Source organism: Chryseobacterium tongliaonense (assembly GCF_041224435.1).
GTDB classification, from domain to species: Bacteria; Bacteroidota; Bacteroidia; order Flavobacteriales; family Weeksellaceae; genus Chryseobacterium; species Chryseobacterium tongliaoense.
Genome location: NZ_JBGFFD010000011.1, coordinates 41,409 through 58,849 on the forward strand (window position 1 = coordinate 41,409; position 17,441 = coordinate 58,849).

Below are 17,441 nucleotides of genomic sequence, written 5' to 3' on the forward strand. Positions count from 1 at the left end.
AAAAGGCGAAAAAGCAAATTGGCTTTACAATTAGTATTTCAACGATTTTACAAATCAGCGGTTTTGCGATTTAGCCTTTTCGCTTTTCAGCAATTTTGCTTATCAACATCCGCATTCTCCGTAAATAGGTGTGGTTACAACTGTACCATCAGGTTTTTCGATAGTCAGTGTACCTTCAAATAATAAAGCTTCCTCGCTTTTTATTTTTTTACCTTTTACTGAGATTTTGTAATTTTCATTTTCTATTTCCTTGGTCAGCTGCTCATCCACTTCCATATCACTCGATGAGATCAGGTTCATGGCCAGTCTTTTCCCGTCTAATTTCATATAAGCAGTTTTCCCGGCATCGTCGGCGTAGATGTATTTTTCCGCTTCAAAATCTGCTTTGTTTTTGGCAAAATAGCATGAGCATTCCTTGATCTCTTTTGGAAAAGCAATGTTTTCAATTGAGATTTTTCCTGAGGGGGCATCTGCCTTTGCAGAATCATGCACAATGTTTAAAGAGTCTGCGGGTCTGGAATCTGTAACTGCCGGTTTGTCTTTTTTACAGGCAACCAGAAGCAGAGCTGATAAGAAAATAACTGGATATTTCATTGTCTGTGGTTTTATTTATCCTCTTGCTCTTTCCAGAAGCACCATCATCAGTAATGAGAGAATAACCAAACTTTCATCTTCGTCATCAATATCAATTATTCTGTCAAGCTGAAATCTTCTTCCGAAAAAAGAAGGCATTTTTTTCAATTTAAAATATTCTTTTCCGTCCATTCCTTTTACCGTGTAGGCAGGATTAAGGAAGTATCCGGTAAACATTCCGATGATCGGGATTTCACTTACCATCCCGTCAAAGAATTTCGTCCACGCATTATCTTCGGTAATGGTAAACCTCTGCTTGTCATTTTCATCCAGAACATCATAGGATGATTTCCATAAAGAACGCATTCCTTTTCTCGCCAGTCTTCCGTAGTTTTTATTGTCTACCAGATCATTTAAAGAATAGGATGCATTAAAATCGATCCATTGATTGGCTTTGATCCTGAAAAGTTCTTTAGACTTGCTTTCATCATTAAAAACGATAACATCTTCTTTTAGCTTGAACATTTTCTGACGAACGTAAGCCACATAGTTTCCGTTTTTGTCCGTAATGTTGAAGTCACTGGATAATGTTGTAATCTTAAATTTAAAATCCAGGGGATAATTCAGATTTTTAAGTACCATTTAGTTTATTTTTTTCATATTTTTTTCAAAGATATATTTTTTATCGGAAAGGGTGAGGATTTAAACGTGTTAAACCCATAAATACTCATCTTTTTATAGTATTTTTGTAATTATGGATTACCCAAGTAAAGTTTTGGCAAAAGCAGTGGATGAGATTTCGGGGCTTCCCGGAATTGGCAGGAAAACAGCTTTGCGTCTGGCATTACATTTATTGAAGCAACCCAATTCCAGAGCGGTAAGCCTGGGCAATTCTCTCATTAATCTGGTCAACGAGATTAAATATTGCAAAGACTGTCATAATTTCTCAGATTCTGAAGTTTGCGAGATCTGCAGCAATCCTAAAAGAAATGATGAAGTTATCTGTATTGTGGAAGATGTACGGGATGTGATTGCTATTGAAAATACAGGGAAATATACAGGGAAATACCTGATTCTGGGTGGGAAAATTTCTCCGATGGAAGGAGTAGGACCGAATCAGCTGAATATTCCGAGTATTGAAAGAAAGCTGAATGAAGGAAGTGTAAAAGAATTTATTTTTGCGCTGAGTGCAACGATGGAAGGAGATACTACGGCCTATTATATTTATAAAAAGTTTAAAAATTTCAATGTCAATTTCTCAAGTATTGCAAGAGGTATTTCGGTAGGGGATGAGCTTGAGTACGCGGATGAGATTTCCCTCGGGAGATCCATCATCAACAGACTGCCTTACAACGAAAAGGATTAAAATGAACATCAAGCTGTCCATCGTCATTGTCAATTATAATGTTACTCAACTATTGAGAAACTGTCTTCTATCTATCCGGAATTATATTGAAAATATCAATTATGAAGTGATTATTATCGATAATGCTTCTACAGATTCTTCATGGGGCGACCTTATTCCTGAATTTCCTGAGTTTCATTTTATTGCTTCCGAAAATAATGAAGGTTTTGCCAAAGCAAATAACAAAGCGATAAAAACCGCAAGGGGAGAATATATTTTGCTTCTGAATCCGGATACGGAGCTGGAAGGGTTTGATATGCTGCATATCCTGGATTTTGCAGATTCAAAAACTGATTTTGGATGTCTGGGCGTAAGAATGCATGATGCGAAAGGTGATTTTCTGCCTGAAAGCAAACGGTCTGTTCCGGATATGTTTAATTCTTTTGAAAAATTATTTACCAACTTCAAAAAAAATAACTCCAAATCTTATTACAGAAATGATATTGGTGAGTATGAGAACGCTGAAGTAGAAGTAATTACCGGGGCATTTTTCCTCGTAAAAAAAGAGGTATATGAAATGGCCGGAGGTTTGGATGAATCTTATTTTATGTATGGGGAAGATATTGATCTCTGCTATACATTATTGAAAAAAGGGTATAAAAACTATTATTACGGGAAAGCCTCAATCCTTCATCATAAAGGGGAAAGTACGGTAAAAGATGAGGTTTATCTCGACCGGTTTTACGGGGCGATGCATATTTTCATAGACAAATATTACAGAGAGACAAAGCCTTTGCAATATTCCTTTTTAAAAGCCGGCCTGAAACTTCGCCAGAAAATAGAACGGATCAAACTAAAATAAAAAAAGCAACTCAATTTGAGTTGCTTTTTTGTATATATAAATTAATACTTGCTTATTTGGCCGGAGTTTGAGCCGGAGTAGTTGTGGTCTGGGAAGCCGGAGCAGATTGCTGTGCAGGAGCTTCTTTCTTAATCTGCTGCTGAGCCGGAGCTGCCTGTGCAGGTTTTCCAGTGATTACAACACTGATAAGGATAAGGACGATGATTACCGCTCCTAAAGTCCATGTTGCTTTTTCCATGAAGTCATTTGTTCTCTGTACTCCGAACTGTGCAGAAGATGCACCTCCAAAAGTACTTGAAAGGCCTCCACCTTTAGGGTTTTGAGCCATAACAATAATTACCAGTAAAACGCTAGCAATCATAATAAGAACCATCAATAGTATAAATATAGAATCCATTAATTTTGATATCTTTTTGAATGGGCAAATTTAATCTTTTTTTACTGAATGACAAAAAAAGATTTGAGTAAAAATCAAAACGGCAGCAATTTGCTGCCGTTTTGATTATAAATATTTAAGTTCTTATTTGAAATCAGAATCTTTAGCCTGATTTATCTGATAAGATTTTACGGCTAAATTAATATCCATTCCACCCATATTCTGAATGATGGTGAATGGCATTTTTACCCCTGATACGTCTTTGTAATCAGAATAGCTTGCAGGAACAGATTCACCTTCAGCAGTTTTTACTTCTCCGGTTTTCAATCCTGTTTTTACGCTATAGTAATACGTATCTTTTGCTCCTTTTATAACATAAGAATCTTCATTGTTGTATTTTTCGATTCCTGCCAGTTTGTATTCAGGAGATTTTGCAAATGCTAATTCCGGGAAAAGCTCAGTATCTTTAGACATTTCAGCTTTTTGCTTATCACTTAAAGGGGCTTTTTGACCCTGAACTTCCATATAACCGTCTTTCCCGTCAAAAACTATTTTTTGTACCGTATTTCCCATCATACTTACGTTCAGATTCATTTTTCCACCTTTAGCCTGAAGAAGCTTCATGCTCATATCCATTCCCTGTACTTTTGTTGTCGCATCCATAGAAACGGAAGTTACTTTCTGAACAGCTGCCAAACCACCGATAGCATTGATGTATTTATCTGCAACAGATCCGATCGTTACATTAGCATCTACTTTTTGTGCAGCAGGTTTTGCAACAGGATTAGCATCTTTATCAAAATACTTTACAGGATAGCCCAGTTTTTCCAGACCTTCAGAAATATCGGAAGCTTTACCTGCGATGAAAATTCTGCTCTGGTTAGGTAAAATCGTAGTTTTTACTGCATTTGCAACGTCTGCAGCTGTTACTTTATCAATTGATTTTAGATAATTGGTATAGAAGTCAGCTGGTAAATCCTGAACTTTTTGGTTTAATGCAAATCTTGCAATCGTAGCCGGCTGCTCTAAAGACATGATGAAAGAACCTTTTAATTTAGCTTTGGCATTTTCCAGTTCTTCAGGTTTTACAGTAGAGATAGCGTTAAGTTCATTCATAAATTCCTTAACTGCTTTATCTGTAACTTCGTTTCTTACGCTCGCACTTGCAGAAAACTGTGGAGAATATTTACTTGCGCTCATGCTTGAGTAAGCCCCATAAGTAAATCCGTTTTTCTCACGAAGATTCATGAAAAGCCTAGCTTCACCCCCACCTCCAAGGATATAGTTGGCGATTGTTGCAGGGAAATAATTAGCGTCTTTCATTTTCAATGTGTTCAGGTTGTTTAGGGAAACAACAGACTGTACCGCTGAAGGAACGTCAACAATATTGATTTCAGTTTTTGCAACATTAGCAGCTGGCTCCAGTGGTGTAATAGGCGTATTCGCTTTTTTCCAGCCGCTGAATGCTTTTTCAATTAAAGGTTTTACCTGATCGAATTTTACATCTCCAACGACTACTAAATAAGCATTGTCCGGAGCGTAATATTTTTTATAAGTATTTTGTACATCAGCCAATTGAATTTTATTGATCGATTCAATGGTTTCAAATTCACCTCTTGAAGTGTTTTTTCCATACATCAATGCATTGGAAACTCTGCCTGCGATAGAAGATGCATTTTTCTCGTCAGATTTTAACCCTTCAATTGCTCTTTCCTTAGAATTCTGAATTTCTTCTGCAGAAAATTTAGGATTAATGATTGCATCAGCCATCAAACCTAAAACTTCAGGAAAATATTTTGAAAGTGAGTTTGCTGCGGCACCGTTTGAAGAGAAATTAAGATTAGCTCCAAGATAATCGATCTTTTTGTTGAAATCATCTTTGCTGATATTGGTTGTTCCGTTTTCGAACTGTTCAGCCATAATTTCGCTTACTCCGGTTACATTTCCTTCGTTGTATGGCGCTCTGTCCATAGAAAGGCTTGCGCTTACTCTCGGTAATTTATTGTTTTCCACGACCATTACCGTAAGACCGTTGCTTAGCTGGAAAGTTTTTGGCTTTGCAATGTTGATCGCAGGAGTTGGTCCCGGTTTTGGCATTGCATTAAGATCTATTTTTTGTGCTGAAACCGTTCCTGCGAATAAAAACGCTGCAGCTATATATGTTAATTGCTTTTTCATTTGTAAAAATTTAATTTTAATAATCATGTTTTAAACCTAAAAGTTTAATTGATTACTTTTTTTCAGGTACATAATTAATGATTATTCTTTGGTTGGAATTAAGATACTTTTTAGCCGCATTTTGAAGATCCTGTCTTGTGATCCCTCTGTAAATGTCGATTTCTTTGTTGATCAAATTCGTGTTGCCCATCAATACGTGGTTTGTTGCCAATGAAGCAGCAATTCCCTGGATGCTTGAGTTTGCATTAACAAACTGGTTTTCGTACTGGTTCTGAAGTTTCTGATAATCTTCTTCAGAAATTAAAGTTGTCTGCAATTTTTTGATCTCTGCATCAATGTCAGTCTGTAATGCCTGCTTAGTTGTTTGTCCCATTGGGATTGCGAAGAATGCAAAAATACTGTAATCTTCAAGTCCCTGGTTGAAAGCTGCTACCTGAAGTGCTTTTTTATCCTGGTCAACTAATTTTTTATATAAAACTGAAGATTTTCCGTTGCTTAAATAAGAAGAAAGCATATCTAAAACATAAGCATCTTTTTCTTTATTACCCGGCGTTCTGTATGCAAAAATATAAGCCGGAAGCTGGATGTTAGGGTCTGTGGCAGTTACTTCTTTTTCCTGAGTGATAGGAGCATCTTTAGGGAAATCTTTCGGATAAACAGTTCCTTTCGGAATTCCACCGTAGTATTCCTGAATCCATTTTTTAGTCTGCTCAGGTTTTATATCTCCGGCCACCACTAAAGTAGCATTGTTAGGAACATAATATTTTTTATAGAATGCCTGGAACTCTTCTAATTTAGCAGAATTTAAATCTTCCATAGAGCCGATGGTCGGCCAGTTGTATGGGTGATTGGTGAAAAGGTTTTTCTGAATAGTTGAGAAAAGATTTCCATAAGGCTGGTTATCCATTCTCAGTCTTTTTTCTTCTTTTACAACTTCTCTCTGAGTATCTACTCCTATCTGGTTAATTAAAGCATGACGCATTCTTTCAGCTTCCATCCAAAGGCCTAATTGCTCATTGTTGGAAGGAAAAGTTTCATAATAATAAGTTCTGTCATTGGTTGTATTGGCATTGTTTTGTCCTCCGTTTGAAGAAACAATTTTAAACCAGTCACCTCTTTTAATGTTTGGGGTTCCTTCAAATAGAAGGTGCTCGAAGAAGTGAGCAAAACCCGTTCTTCCCTTTACTTCATCCTTTGCACCTACGTGGTACATTACACCCGTTGTTACTACCGGTGCAGAATTGTCCTGGTGAAGAATTACGTGAAGACCGTTTGGTAAGTCATACTCTTCAAATTTAATTTGTTGTGCATTTAAAGCCATCCCGAAGAAAGCTGCAGCAGCAACAGAAAGAAGTCGCTTTTTCATAAAGTAGAAATTGTTTTGCCAATTAGTATTAGGAATAGAGTATTTGTTACAATTTAAAATGGAAAATTGTCGTAAATTTCATAATAAATTAAGGATTATTAGAAATAATGAAAAGGTTTTTAAAAACATGGATTTTAAAATTTGCAGTTTAAAATGATTGATTAAAGTTGGATTGTCAGAATTGGTGTGATTTCAAAATTTGAATTCTCCTTAGAATACATTAATTTTGTGTTCCAAAATTTTTTTGCTGTATGGATTATCTGAAAGGACTCAATGAATCACAATATGAAGCTGTTACTACACTACAAGGCCCCTTAATGGTGCTTGCAGGAGCAGGTTCAGGAAAAACACGTGTGCTTACTATGCGTATTGCTCATCTGATTACCAATGGTGTAAACCCTTTCAATATTCTGGCGCTTACCTTTACCAATAAGGCGGCAAAAGAAATGAAAGAACGTATTGCAAAGGTCGTAGGGCAGAGCAATGCAAGAAGTCTCTGGATGGGAACTTTCCACTCGGTGTTTGCAAGAATCCTGAGAAGTGAGGCCCATTATCTGGGATATCCTTCCAATTTTACAATTTATGATCAGCAGGATGCTTTAAATGTCATCAAAAAAGTATTGAAAGACATGAATATTGATGCAGATCTCTATAAACCCAAAAAAGTACAGGCAAGAATTTCAACCTATAAAAATAACCTGATCACGGTAAAAGCCTATTTCAATAATCCGGAGCTGATAGAAGCGGATGAAAAAGCAAATATGAAATTCATCGGGCAGATTTACCAGAAATATGTGGAAGCCTGCTTCAGAAACGGTGCAATGGATTTTGATGACTTATTATTGAAAACAAATGAATTGCTGACCCGTTTTCCGGAAGTGCTGGCCAAATACCAGGACAGATTCAGATATATTCTTGTAGATGAGTACCAGGATACCAACCATTCCCAGTATCTTATTGTAAAAGCACTGGCTTCAAAATTTGAAAATATTTGTGTGGTGGGAGATGATGCGCAGTCTATTTACTCTTTCCGTGGTGCGAATATTTACAATATCCTGAACTTTAAAAAAGATTATCCTGATGCTGTGACAGTTGCTCTGGAGCAGAATTACCGTTCGACAAAAACCATCGTAAACGCAGCGAATGTTGTTATTGCAAAAAACCTGCAGCAGTTTAAGAAAAATGTTTTCAGTGATAATGAAGAAGGTGATAAAATAAAAATATACCGCTCAATGTCTGATGCGGATGAAGCGAATTTTGTGGCCGGAAATATCTGGGAACTTAGAAACAGGGATCAGAGAAAATACAGCGATTTTGCTATTTTATACAGAACAAACTCTCAGACGAGGGCTTTTGAAGATTCATTAAGACGTAAAAATATCCCGTATAAAGTATATGGCGGTTTATCTTTCTACCAAAGAAAAGAAGTTAAAGACCTTATCGGCTATCTTCGTTTGCTCATCAATGAAAACGATTCTGAAGCTTTGATGAGGATTATTAATTATCCTGCAAGGGGAATCGGTGAAACCACTCAGAATAAGCTGATTGTTTTTGCAGATGCCCAGAATATCTCGGTTTCCAAAGTGTTGAGTAATCTTCCGATGTATGCTCCACAATTAGGCTTTAATAATGGAGTCATTACCAAGCTTAATGATTTCTGGTCGATGATCAAAGCATTTCAGGTATTGCTGAAAACAGAAACAGCTTACAGTGTGGCGATGGAAGTGGCGAAGCGAAGCGGACTGATCAAATTTTTAAAGGATGATCAGACCCCGGAAGGGATTTCCCGTGTAGAAAACGTTCAGGAATTGATGAACTCAATGCAGGGGTTCATTGAAGAGCAAATGCAGCTGGAGGACGGAGATCCAAGCCTGTCCAACTTCCTTGAAAATATTGCCCTTTCAGCAGATACTCAAAATAAAGATAATGAAGAGGATATGGTATCTCTGATGACGATTCACCTTTCCAAAGGTCTGGAATTCCCGGTAGTGCATTTGGTGGGAATGGAAGAAAACCTTTTCCCGAGCTTCATGAGCTCAGCAACAAGAGAAGATCTTGAAGAAGAAAGACGTTTATTTTATGTAGCATTAACGCGGGCAGAGAAGCAGGCATTTTTCTCTTATGCCATTTCACGTTTCCAGTGGGGAAAAATTACCGATGCGGAACCTTCAAGGTTTTTAAGTGAAATTGATGATGAATTTATAGAATTTATCAACCCGGCTATTGAAAAACGTTTCATCAATAATGCAGGCGTTAAATCAAATATTTTTGATGAGCACCCTTCTGAGATGAAAAGCTTCAAAAAGGTTGAAAAGAAATCTATCGAAAGAAATGAAAATTCAAAACCGATTGCCGAGCCAAGAAAATTAAAGCCTGTAAGCACTGCAAAAATTATCAATCCGAGTGGAGCTTCTTCCCAGGATATTGAAGTGGGAGACAAGGTAAGACACGACCGTTTCGGTATCGGAGAAGTTACGCTCTTAGACGGAACCGATCCGCAGAATATCAAGGCAAAAGTGGTTTTCATGCATGAAGGAGAGAAAAATCTTATTCTTAAATACGCCAAACTAACCAAGATTTAAAAGAAATAGACACAGGCTATTAACATTTTTTATAATTTATAAGTCTACTTGTTTTGTAGACTTATAAATATGACATACATTTGCTCCTCAAAAATCATTTAAATAATAAACTGCAAAATGTATGAAAAATAAAAAGACAATCTTTTCGGCTTCTGTTTTATTTTTCCTTGGAACTTATGCTTATGGCCAGGAAAAAGATACCTTGAAAACGGCTAATGTAGAAGAAGTAGTGATCCTGGGTTCAAGAAGCGGAGCGAGATCAAAAGTTGACAGCCCTGTACCGGTAGATGTATTCAATATAAAAGAATCTTCTGTAGTTCTGCCACAGACTAATATTTCCCAGATTTTAAATGCTGTTGCGCCATCATTTACTTCTACGGTTCAGACCAATTCAGATGGAACGGATCATTTGGATCCTGCACAGCTGAGAGGTTTGGGCCCGGATCAGGTGCTGGTTTTGGTGAATGGTAAGAGAAGACACACTTCAGCATTAGTGAATGTGAACGGAACTCCGGGAAGAGGAACCGTGGGAACAGATTTAAATGCAATCCCTTCCTTTGCGATTACCAGAATAGAAGTACTGAGAGACGGTGCCGCAGCGCAATATGGTTCCGATGCCATCGCGGGTGTGATCAATCTCGGATTGAAAAGAGATACCGGAAAACTAACGGGACAGTTCACCTACGGCGGAAATCTTACCCCAACAGCGAATGATCATACCGGGGATTTTGACGGACAAAACTTTCAGGTTGACCTTAATTACGGGAATAAAATCGGAAAAAATGGTGGATTCTATAACATAACCTGGACTTCACAGTTCAGAAATCCAACTTACAGGGCAGGAACAGAAAGCGGAAATATTTATAATGCTTACAACGCTATTGAGAAAAGAGCCTTAAATGACGGAGTGAACCTTTCATCACTATTCAGTAATATCAACAATACTCCCAATTCACAACAGATTGTAAATTATATTCATCAGTATGCTCAGAATGTAAACTATTTTTCACAGGATTTTCAGAATCAGATTCAGGGAGCGAATACAATCGGAGCTTTGCAGGGTTTATTAGGAGCGAATGTAACTGATCAGGAACTGGCCTACAGAGGACTGGACAGAAAAGATTTCAATATGCAGGTGGGACAGTCTAAACTGAATAATCATCAGCTTTTTGCCAATATAGAAGTTCCCATTAATGATAACTGGAAAGTTTATACGTTCGGAGGCTACAGTTTCAGACATGGTACTTCCGGCGGTTTTTACAGAAGACCCAATCAAGGCAGAACTTTTACCGGATTGTTTGCAGACGGATATTTACCGCAAATAGGAACGGATATTCAGGATTTATCACTTTCAGCAGGAATTAAAGGAAACTGGGACGGCTGGAATATTGATTTTAGCAATTCATACGGACAGAATTCTTTTGATTACAATATTCAGAATACGGGAAACACTTCCCTGAGATTTGCTTCTCCGAATGAATTTAATGCCGGCGGATTAAGATTTTCCCAAAACACCATCAACCTCGATTTTTCAAAAAAATATGATGTATGGAAGGGAATTAACATTGCATTCGGAGCAGAGCACCGTTATGAAAATTTTAAAATAACAGCAGGAGAGGAAGCTTCCTATGCAACCTATGATGTGAATGGAAATGTATGGAATGGCAGTACCCAAAGGCCTACCGATTTCTTTGGAAATACACTTCCCGGCGGATCACAGGTTTTCAGCGGTTTCAGGCCTGAAAATGCAGTCAATAAAAACAGGCAGTCTGTTGCAGGATATGCCGACTTTGAATTCAACTTTACCGACTGGTTATTGGTAGATGCGGCAGCGAGATATGAAAATTATTCGGATTTTGGTTCGACTTTCAATTATAAGCTGGCTTCAAGAATTAAAGTGGATCGGAATCTTAATTTCAGATTTGCCGGTTCTACAGGTTTCAGAGCACCTTCCATTCACCAGATTTATTATAATGTAACGTCTACCTTATTTACCAACAATCAGCTTCTGGAGGTGGGAACTTTCAGTAATGATTCAAAGATTGCAGGGCTTCTGGGAATTCCGAACTTAAAACAGGAAACTTCAAAATCGGCAAGTGTAGGGTTCACTTATAGAATTCCTTCTGTGAATCTGACGTTTACGGCTGACGGATATTTCACAAAAATTGATAACAGAATTATTCTTACCGACCAGTTTACCAAAGCTGCGGTTCCGGATGCTGCCAAAGCTGCATTTGATCAGGCCAATGTAAATGCAGGCCAGTTTTTTGCCAATGCTATTGATACGGAAACCAAAGGGGTAGACGTTGTGATCAGCCACAATGCAAGATTTTCAGGAATAAAACTGGATAATAATTTTGCAGTTAATCTTAATCAGACAAACAAGGTAGGCGGAATTCATTCATCAGGTTTACTGCAGTCTGCCAATCTGGAAAGCACTTATTTTTCTGAGAAATCAAGAGTATATCTTGAAGAAGCGGTACCAAGAGTAAAAGCGAGTTTATCTCATAACCTTACCTGGGAAAAAGCAACTTTCTATCTGAGAAATACTTATTTCGGAAAAGTAACCGGAGCAGATATTATAGATGCTAACGGCGATGGTGTTATTGAATTTAATGAGCATCAGCAGATCACAGATAAAATCATTACGGATGTTTCTGTAGCATACCAGTTTACAAAAAATGTAGGATTAACGTTGGGAGTAAACAACCTGTTTGATATTTATCCGACTAAAAACCTTACCGCTTCCACGAATAATGACCAATTTATTTATTCTCGGTCTACCTCGCAATTCGGGCAAAACGGGAGGTATGTTTTTACAAGGCTTAATTTTAATTTTTAAGCTCAAAAGAATACAGATTAATTAATATCCCTTGAGATAACCGGTATTTTCATAGGCTTTCAAACCGTGTTTTTCTCAAGGGTATTTTTTGAATAGAGTTTCCTGAAGCTTTATTTCCAGGTTCTCAGTTCATAGGCTGCTTCCCAGAAATGAAATTCCATTCGGGAAGACATGATAAAAGCCTCTGTCATTTTTAGCCTTATTTCCGGAGTACTTTTTTCAGCGATTCTGTCACATATGTTGATAGCCTGTTCAACAGCGATCGCAAATTCATCACCACCATAAGTATCAATCCATTTCTGATAAGGATTATTGACTGAATTTTGATTTTTGTAAATATGGTCTCCCACTTCCTTGTAAATCCAGAAACAGGGTAATACCGCTGCAATAGCGACTTCTACAGGCTCTAAAGCGGCCGTACTTCTGAGAAAGTGGATATAATGATGACAGGCCGGTTCCAAGACACCTTTATCAGTAACCCCGAAATCTTTGAAATAAAACTCGTGCAATGCATTTTCTACCACTATGGCATTCTCTGCAAACCGCATGTAGGCGAGCACGTCTTCTATATCCTGAATTTTTGCTGCGATGAGTGAAAGCGTCCGTCCGAAATGCTCAAGATACAAAGAATCCTGGGTCATATAAAAACGGAATTTCTCCTGTGGAAGCGTACCTGCTGATAATTCCTTAATAAACGGCATTACGAGAATAGATTCGTAACGTTCTTCTATAGCTTTCCAGGTTTGTTCAGACCATTTCATTTTTGATAAGTTTCTGAGGATTAAAAAAGTGATTAAGAGGGCCGTTCCCTTGTCCTGTCTGTACATCTTTGCCGTTTTTTATGGCTTCATAAACATATTGCTGGCCAAGTGATACGGAGTCATATAAAGTCTTTCCCTGAGCCAGGTAAGCGGCTATTGCAGAAGAAAGGGTACAGCCGGAGCCATGGGTATTATTAGTCTCAAATTTTACCGTTTCAAAAGAATGGAAATTTTCATCCGCATCAAAATACAAAGAAGTAATGGTTGAGGTTTCCTGATGGCCACCTTTAAGGAGTATGCTTTTGCACCCAAGCTGTTTGATCCGTTTTCCGGCGGAATACAAGTCGTCCAGAGTTTGTATTTTCATATCAGCCAGAATGGCGGCTTCATCCATATTCGGTGTAACGACATCGGCAATGGGAAAGAGCTTTTCTGTAATGGCACTTATTGTCTCTTCCTCAATCAGACGGTGTCCGCTTGTAGCCACCATTACAGGATCGAATACAATGGGTATCTTTTTATATTTGTTTAAGGTCTGAGCAATGGTTTCAACCAGTTCAGGAGTGTGAACCATCCCGATTTTGATCGCATCAGGGAAAATATCATCGAGAATGGCCTCAATCTGATCTCCTACAGCCTCTACCGGAATCGGATAAATTTTTCTTACTCCCTGAGTGTTCTGAACGGGAAGAGCAGTCAATACTGACGTTGAAAAGCAGCCCAATGCAGAAGCTGTTTTGATATCGGCCTGAATACCTGCGCCGCCGCTTCCGTCAAATCCTGCAATCGTTAAAACAGATGGATAGGTATATTTTTTCATTTTAAAATTTCATTTTTTAATTCATAAGCTGCCTTTTGCGGATCATTTGCCTTACATATTGCGGAAACAACAGCGATACAATCTGCTCCTGCTTTTATCACGTCCCTGGCATTTTCCGGATGTATATTACCGATGGCCACCAATGGTTTACCAGTAAGCTGCCTGATTTTAGAAACACCTTCAAGTCCCCATTCAGTTACTGTATCGGTTTTTGTACCGGTTTTGAAGACAGGGCTTATTCCCAGATAATCGGAAACAGCGGCCTGCTCATTTTCAAGCTGGGAGAGATATTCTACGGAATAGCCGATGATTTTGTTTTGAAAGACAGGTTGCTGCCTTAAAAGCACAGGTTCTGTATCATTATTTCCTACATGAATCCCTGCTGAACTGATCTGTTTTGCAACCTCAGGATTGTCATTAATAATCAATGGAATGTTGTATTTATCGGTTATTTCTTTCAACCTTCGGGCCTTATCTGAAAATTCTAATAAAGAACTGTTTTTTTCTCTGAGCTGAATAATATCTACACCTCCGAGAATGGCCAATTCGGCTACTTCAAGAAAGTTCCTGCCGGCACAGTCAGCCTCGGATATCACTAAATACAGCTGATAAGGAAAACTCATTGTTTTTCGATTTTCAGGTGATTGGTAAATTCTGCCTCAGAGATGTTATACAGTTTATCAATCAGATTGACCTGTAAACTTCCGGGACCTTTGCTTTCCCCAACAGCAATTTCGCCTGCAATTCCCATTAAGGTCATGGCGGCAGCTACGGCCAGGACTTTATCTTCTGAAACTCCCATGAATGCTCCGATAAGTGCAGTAGCAGAGCAACCGAGACCGGTTACTTTTGTCATTAAAGAGTGTCCGTTTTTGATCAGTATTTTTTGATCATGACTGAGAATGATGTCTGTTTCCCCCGAAATACAGACTATAGTATTATACTGTTGTACAAGACTTAAGGCAGCATCTGTTGCTTCATTGCTTTTTGCAGTGCTGTCTACACCTTTGGTTGCAGTTGTCTGGGTTTGGGCTAATGCAATAATTTCAGAAGCATTCCCTCTGATAACGGTTGGTCGATATTGTAGAAGCTGATGTAAAACTTTATCACGAAATGCAGTTGCTCCGGCACCTACCGGATCTAAAACCCAGGGTTTATGAGCAAAATGGGCGGCTTCGGCAACCATAAGCATTGAATCAGACCAATATTCATCAAGGGTACCGATATTGATGACCACAGAATGCGCAATATTTACCATATCCCGGACTTCTGATTGTGCGTGAGCCATCACAGGTGAAGCACCTACTGCTAAAAGAGCGTTGGCTGTATTGTTCATGACAACATAATTGGTGATGTTATGAACAAGGGGAGAATGTTGTTTGACGAGTTGTATCTGTTCCCAAAGAATTTTTTCCATTGTTATTGATTAAAATAAAAAATAGCTTTAGGAAAAATCTGAAACAAAACAAAAGAGACATTGCTGAAGAATGTTTCTTTGCTTTTCCCTACGTCGGTGTAAGCCGTATCAGGTTCAAAGGGACTCTCTCAATTCTTTTCAGAATACCCCTAAAGCAGAACAAATGTATAAAAATATATCGGGCAGTATAGTAATATTGCTTTAAAAAAATTAAAAAAATAATGTCATTGCCAACCCAATTCAGCAACCGGTAGTAGAATTTACTGCAGATTACCTCACTTCAGTTCGCAATGACACCAATTAAACTTACTCTCTCAACTCATAACTCATAACTCTTAACTTATAACTCATAACTTACAACTCATTTACCTTTCCACCATCTCCTTCACCGGCTCACCATAAAAATCGATTTCGGATTTATTGATTTTTAAAAGCTGGTACCATTTCGTGAAAGCTCCTATGAATACGATAAGCATGAGAACCATGGCGACAACGGCCAGTGTTGCCAGTAAATACTGTTCTTTGGGAATATAGATCGTTGTGACCTGAATGTATCCTGCCCAGAATGTAATCACAGCCATAAAAACTCCGGGAATGGCAGAGCATAATGCATATTTTCCCCTGTTGAGCCGGATCAGCATGGTGGTACAAACAATGAGCCCGCAAGCTGCCAATAACTGATTACTGATCCCGAACAACGGCCAGATACTGCTTACATTGCCGGTAAATACAAGATATCCCCAGGCGAACGTAAAAAGAAGGCTGCTGATAATAATTCCCGGCACCCAGTTTTTATCATTAAACTTCGGGATTACGGCACCCAGCATTTCCTGCAAAAAGAAGCGTCCTACCCGTGTTCCGGCATCGATAGCTGTAAGGATAAACACGGCTTCAAACATAATGGCAAAATTATACCAGTAAGCCATCAGCTGATCCATATATGGGATTTTATTAAAAATATGGGCCATTCCTACGGCTAAGGAAACAGCACCACCGGTTCTTCCATGCAGGTCAATACCGATTTTTTCAGAAAAGTAATTGATATCTACTCCATGTAAAGACGGATGGGCAGCCAGGAAAGCATCATAAGATTCTTTGGGTGTGTTGATGGCGAAATAATCACCGGGCATCAGTGTACAGGCAGCAATCAAAGCCATGAGTGCCACGAAACCTTCCACAAGCATTGCTCCATAGCCTACAAAAAGGATTTCTCTTTCTTTATTAAGCATTTTGGGAGTAGTACCGGTTGCAATAACAGCGTGAAAGCCTGAGATAGCCCCGCATGCAATTACAATAAAAATAAAAGGAAGTACAGGTCCGCCGATGATAGGTCCGCCACCATTTACAAACTGGGTAATAGCAGGCATCTGTATCATTGGATGTATAGCGATCACACCAATAGCCAGCATAACAATAGTTCCGATTTTTAAATAAGTAGAAAGGTAATCTCTCGGTACCAGAAGAAGCCATACCGGAAGTACAGAAGCCAGAAAACCATATAATGGAATGGCAATGGAAATTGTTGTAATATCCCATGAAAACAGATTATTCATCGTTTCATTCTGCATGAGATTGTGACCGCCGATGATTCCTGCGATCAGAAGAATACCACCCAGGATGCTTGCAAAAGTCACACTGTTTTTACGGTATCGCATGATCAGTCCCATGATGATTGCGATGGGCATTGTAATAACCACTGTAAACAGAGACCACGATGCTTCATGCATTGCATTGATACAGGCCAGAGAAAGCCCCGCCAGTGTAAGAATTAATATAAATAAAATAGCAAAACCGGCTACGGTTCCTGTTGTTTTCCCGATTTCTTTGGAAGCAATGGTCGCTAAACTCTGTCCTTTATGCCGTACCGATGCAAATAAAACCACCATATCATGTACACCACCTCCCAACACGCATCCTATCAATATCCATAAAGCGCCGGGAAGATATCCGAACTGGGCAGCCAGTACAGGTCCTACCAATGGTCCTGCGGCAGCAATGGCCGCAAAGTGATGCCCGAAAAGAACATTTTTATTTGTTGCTACATAATCTTTTCCGTCTGCAAATTCCAACGCGGGAGTGGTATTGTTATCATTGAGCCGCAACACCTTATTGGCCATAAAAATTCCGTAAAAACGGTAGGCAATTGCGAAGATCAGTATTGAAGTAAAAACTAAAGTTAACGCATTGATGTTATTTAAGAAATCCATATCTGTACGTGTTTTTATGAATAGATAATTAAAATTTTGGTTTAATTTATTTTGAATAATTTAAACATTGGCCAAGTTAATTATTTTGTGTATAAAAAATACAGATATGTAT

14 protein-coding genes and 1 riboswitch are annotated in these 17,441 nt (G+C 38.5%); of the genes, 4 read left to right on the forward strand and 10 right to left on the reverse strand.

All coding sequences use genetic code 11. From position 1 onward, the window contains the following. Positions 1-102 precede the first annotated feature (102 nt). Together AB8P06_RS18480 and AB8P06_RS18485 are read right to left on the reverse strand one after the other, a co-directional pair. Complete coding sequence (locus AB8P06_RS18480; protein WP_369843762.1) at positions 103-594, reverse strand: hypothetical protein; 492 nt, start codon at positions 592-594, stop codon at positions 103-105. A 15-nt stretch (positions 595-609) separates the two neighbouring features. Continuing rightward, positions 610-1,215 (reverse strand): LURP-one-related family protein, encoded by a 606-nt coding sequence (locus tag AB8P06_RS18485; protein ID WP_369843765.1) that lies wholly within the window; start codon positions 1,213-1,215, stop codon positions 610-612. A 112-nt stretch (positions 1,216-1,327) separates the two neighbouring features. Between AB8P06_RS18485 and recR the strand changes: the two genes are divergently transcribed. Further along, a complete protein-coding gene (gene recR, locus AB8P06_RS18490; RefSeq protein ID WP_369843768.1) occupies positions 1,328-1,939 on the forward strand; it encodes a recombination mediator RecR in 612 nt (203 codons plus the stop codon). 1 nt (position 1,940) lies between these two features. After that, positions 1,941-2,780: a glycosyltransferase family 2 protein gene (locus AB8P06_RS18495; RefSeq protein ID WP_369843771.1), complete on the forward strand. Its 840-nt coding sequence runs from the start codon at positions 1,941-1,943 to the stop codon at positions 2,778-2,780. 52 nt (positions 2,781-2,832) lie between these two features. Here the strand turns inward: AB8P06_RS18495 and secG are convergent, their stop codons facing one another. From secG to AB8P06_RS18510, 3 genes are all read right to left on the reverse strand, one after another. Further along, positions 2,833-3,177, reverse strand: a complete 345-nt coding sequence (gene secG, locus AB8P06_RS18500; protein ID WP_369843773.1) for a preprotein translocase subunit SecG — start codon at positions 3,175-3,177, stop codon at positions 2,833-2,835. Between the two features lie 123 nt (positions 3,178-3,300). Continuing rightward, positions 3,301-5,334 (reverse strand): M16 family metallopeptidase, encoded by a 2,034-nt coding sequence (locus tag AB8P06_RS18505; RefSeq protein WP_369843775.1) that lies wholly within the window; start codon positions 5,332-5,334, stop codon positions 3,301-3,303. Between the two features lie 52 nt (positions 5,335-5,386). After that, a complete protein-coding gene (locus tag AB8P06_RS18510; RefSeq protein ID WP_369843777.1) occupies positions 5,387-6,700 on the reverse strand; it encodes a M16 family metallopeptidase in 1,314 nt (437 codons plus the stop codon). A 251-nt stretch (positions 6,701-6,951) separates the two neighbouring features. Between AB8P06_RS18510 and AB8P06_RS18515 the strand changes: the two genes are divergently transcribed. After that, entirely contained in the window at positions 6,952-9,282 is a 2,331-nt protein-coding gene (locus AB8P06_RS18515; RefSeq protein ID WP_369843779.1) for an ATP-dependent helicase, read from the forward strand. Between the two features lie 121 nt (positions 9,283-9,403). Further along, a complete protein-coding gene (locus AB8P06_RS18520; protein WP_369843781.1) occupies positions 9,404-12,124 on the forward strand; it encodes a TonB-dependent receptor plug domain-containing protein in 2,721 nt (906 codons plus the stop codon). Positions 12,125-12,234: 110 nt separating this feature from the next. Here AB8P06_RS18520 and tenA read toward each other — a convergent pair whose 3' ends face one another. The 5 genes from tenA to AB8P06_RS18545 form a co-directional block, all read right to left on the reverse strand. After that, on the reverse strand, positions 12,235-12,885 hold the full coding sequence (tenA, locus tag AB8P06_RS18525) for a thiaminase II (protein ID WP_369843783.1): 651 nt from the start codon (positions 12,883-12,885) through the stop codon (positions 12,235-12,237). Continuing rightward, the gene (thiD, locus tag AB8P06_RS18530; protein WP_369843785.1) at positions 12,872-13,705 is read right to left on the reverse strand and encodes a bifunctional hydroxymethylpyrimidine kinase/phosphomethylpyrimidine kinase; all 834 of its coding nucleotides are present in this window, start codon (positions 13,703-13,705) and stop codon (positions 12,872-12,874) included. Before thiD ends, tenA begins: the two co-directional genes overlap by 14 nt. After that, positions 13,702-14,328, reverse strand: a complete 627-nt coding sequence (gene thiE / locus AB8P06_RS18535; protein WP_369843787.1) for a thiamine phosphate synthase — start codon at positions 14,326-14,328, stop codon at positions 13,702-13,704. Before thiE ends, thiD begins: the two co-directional genes overlap by 4 nt. Further along, positions 14,325-15,122, reverse strand: a complete 798-nt coding sequence (gene thiM, locus AB8P06_RS18540; protein ID WP_369843788.1) for a hydroxyethylthiazole kinase — start codon at positions 15,120-15,122, stop codon at positions 14,325-14,327. The genes thiE and thiM overlap by 4 nt, the downstream gene beginning before the upstream one ends. Positions 15,123-15,190: 68 nt before the next feature. After that, a riboswitch (TPP riboswitch) is annotated at positions 15,191-15,283 on the reverse strand. Positions 15,284-15,487: 204 nt separating this feature from the next. Next, the gene (locus AB8P06_RS18545) at positions 15,488-17,329 is read right to left on the reverse strand and encodes a carbon starvation CstA family protein (protein WP_369843790.1); all 1,842 of its coding nucleotides are present in this window, start codon (positions 17,327-17,329) and stop codon (positions 15,488-15,490) included. Between the last annotated feature and the right edge of the window lie 112 nt (positions 17,330-17,441).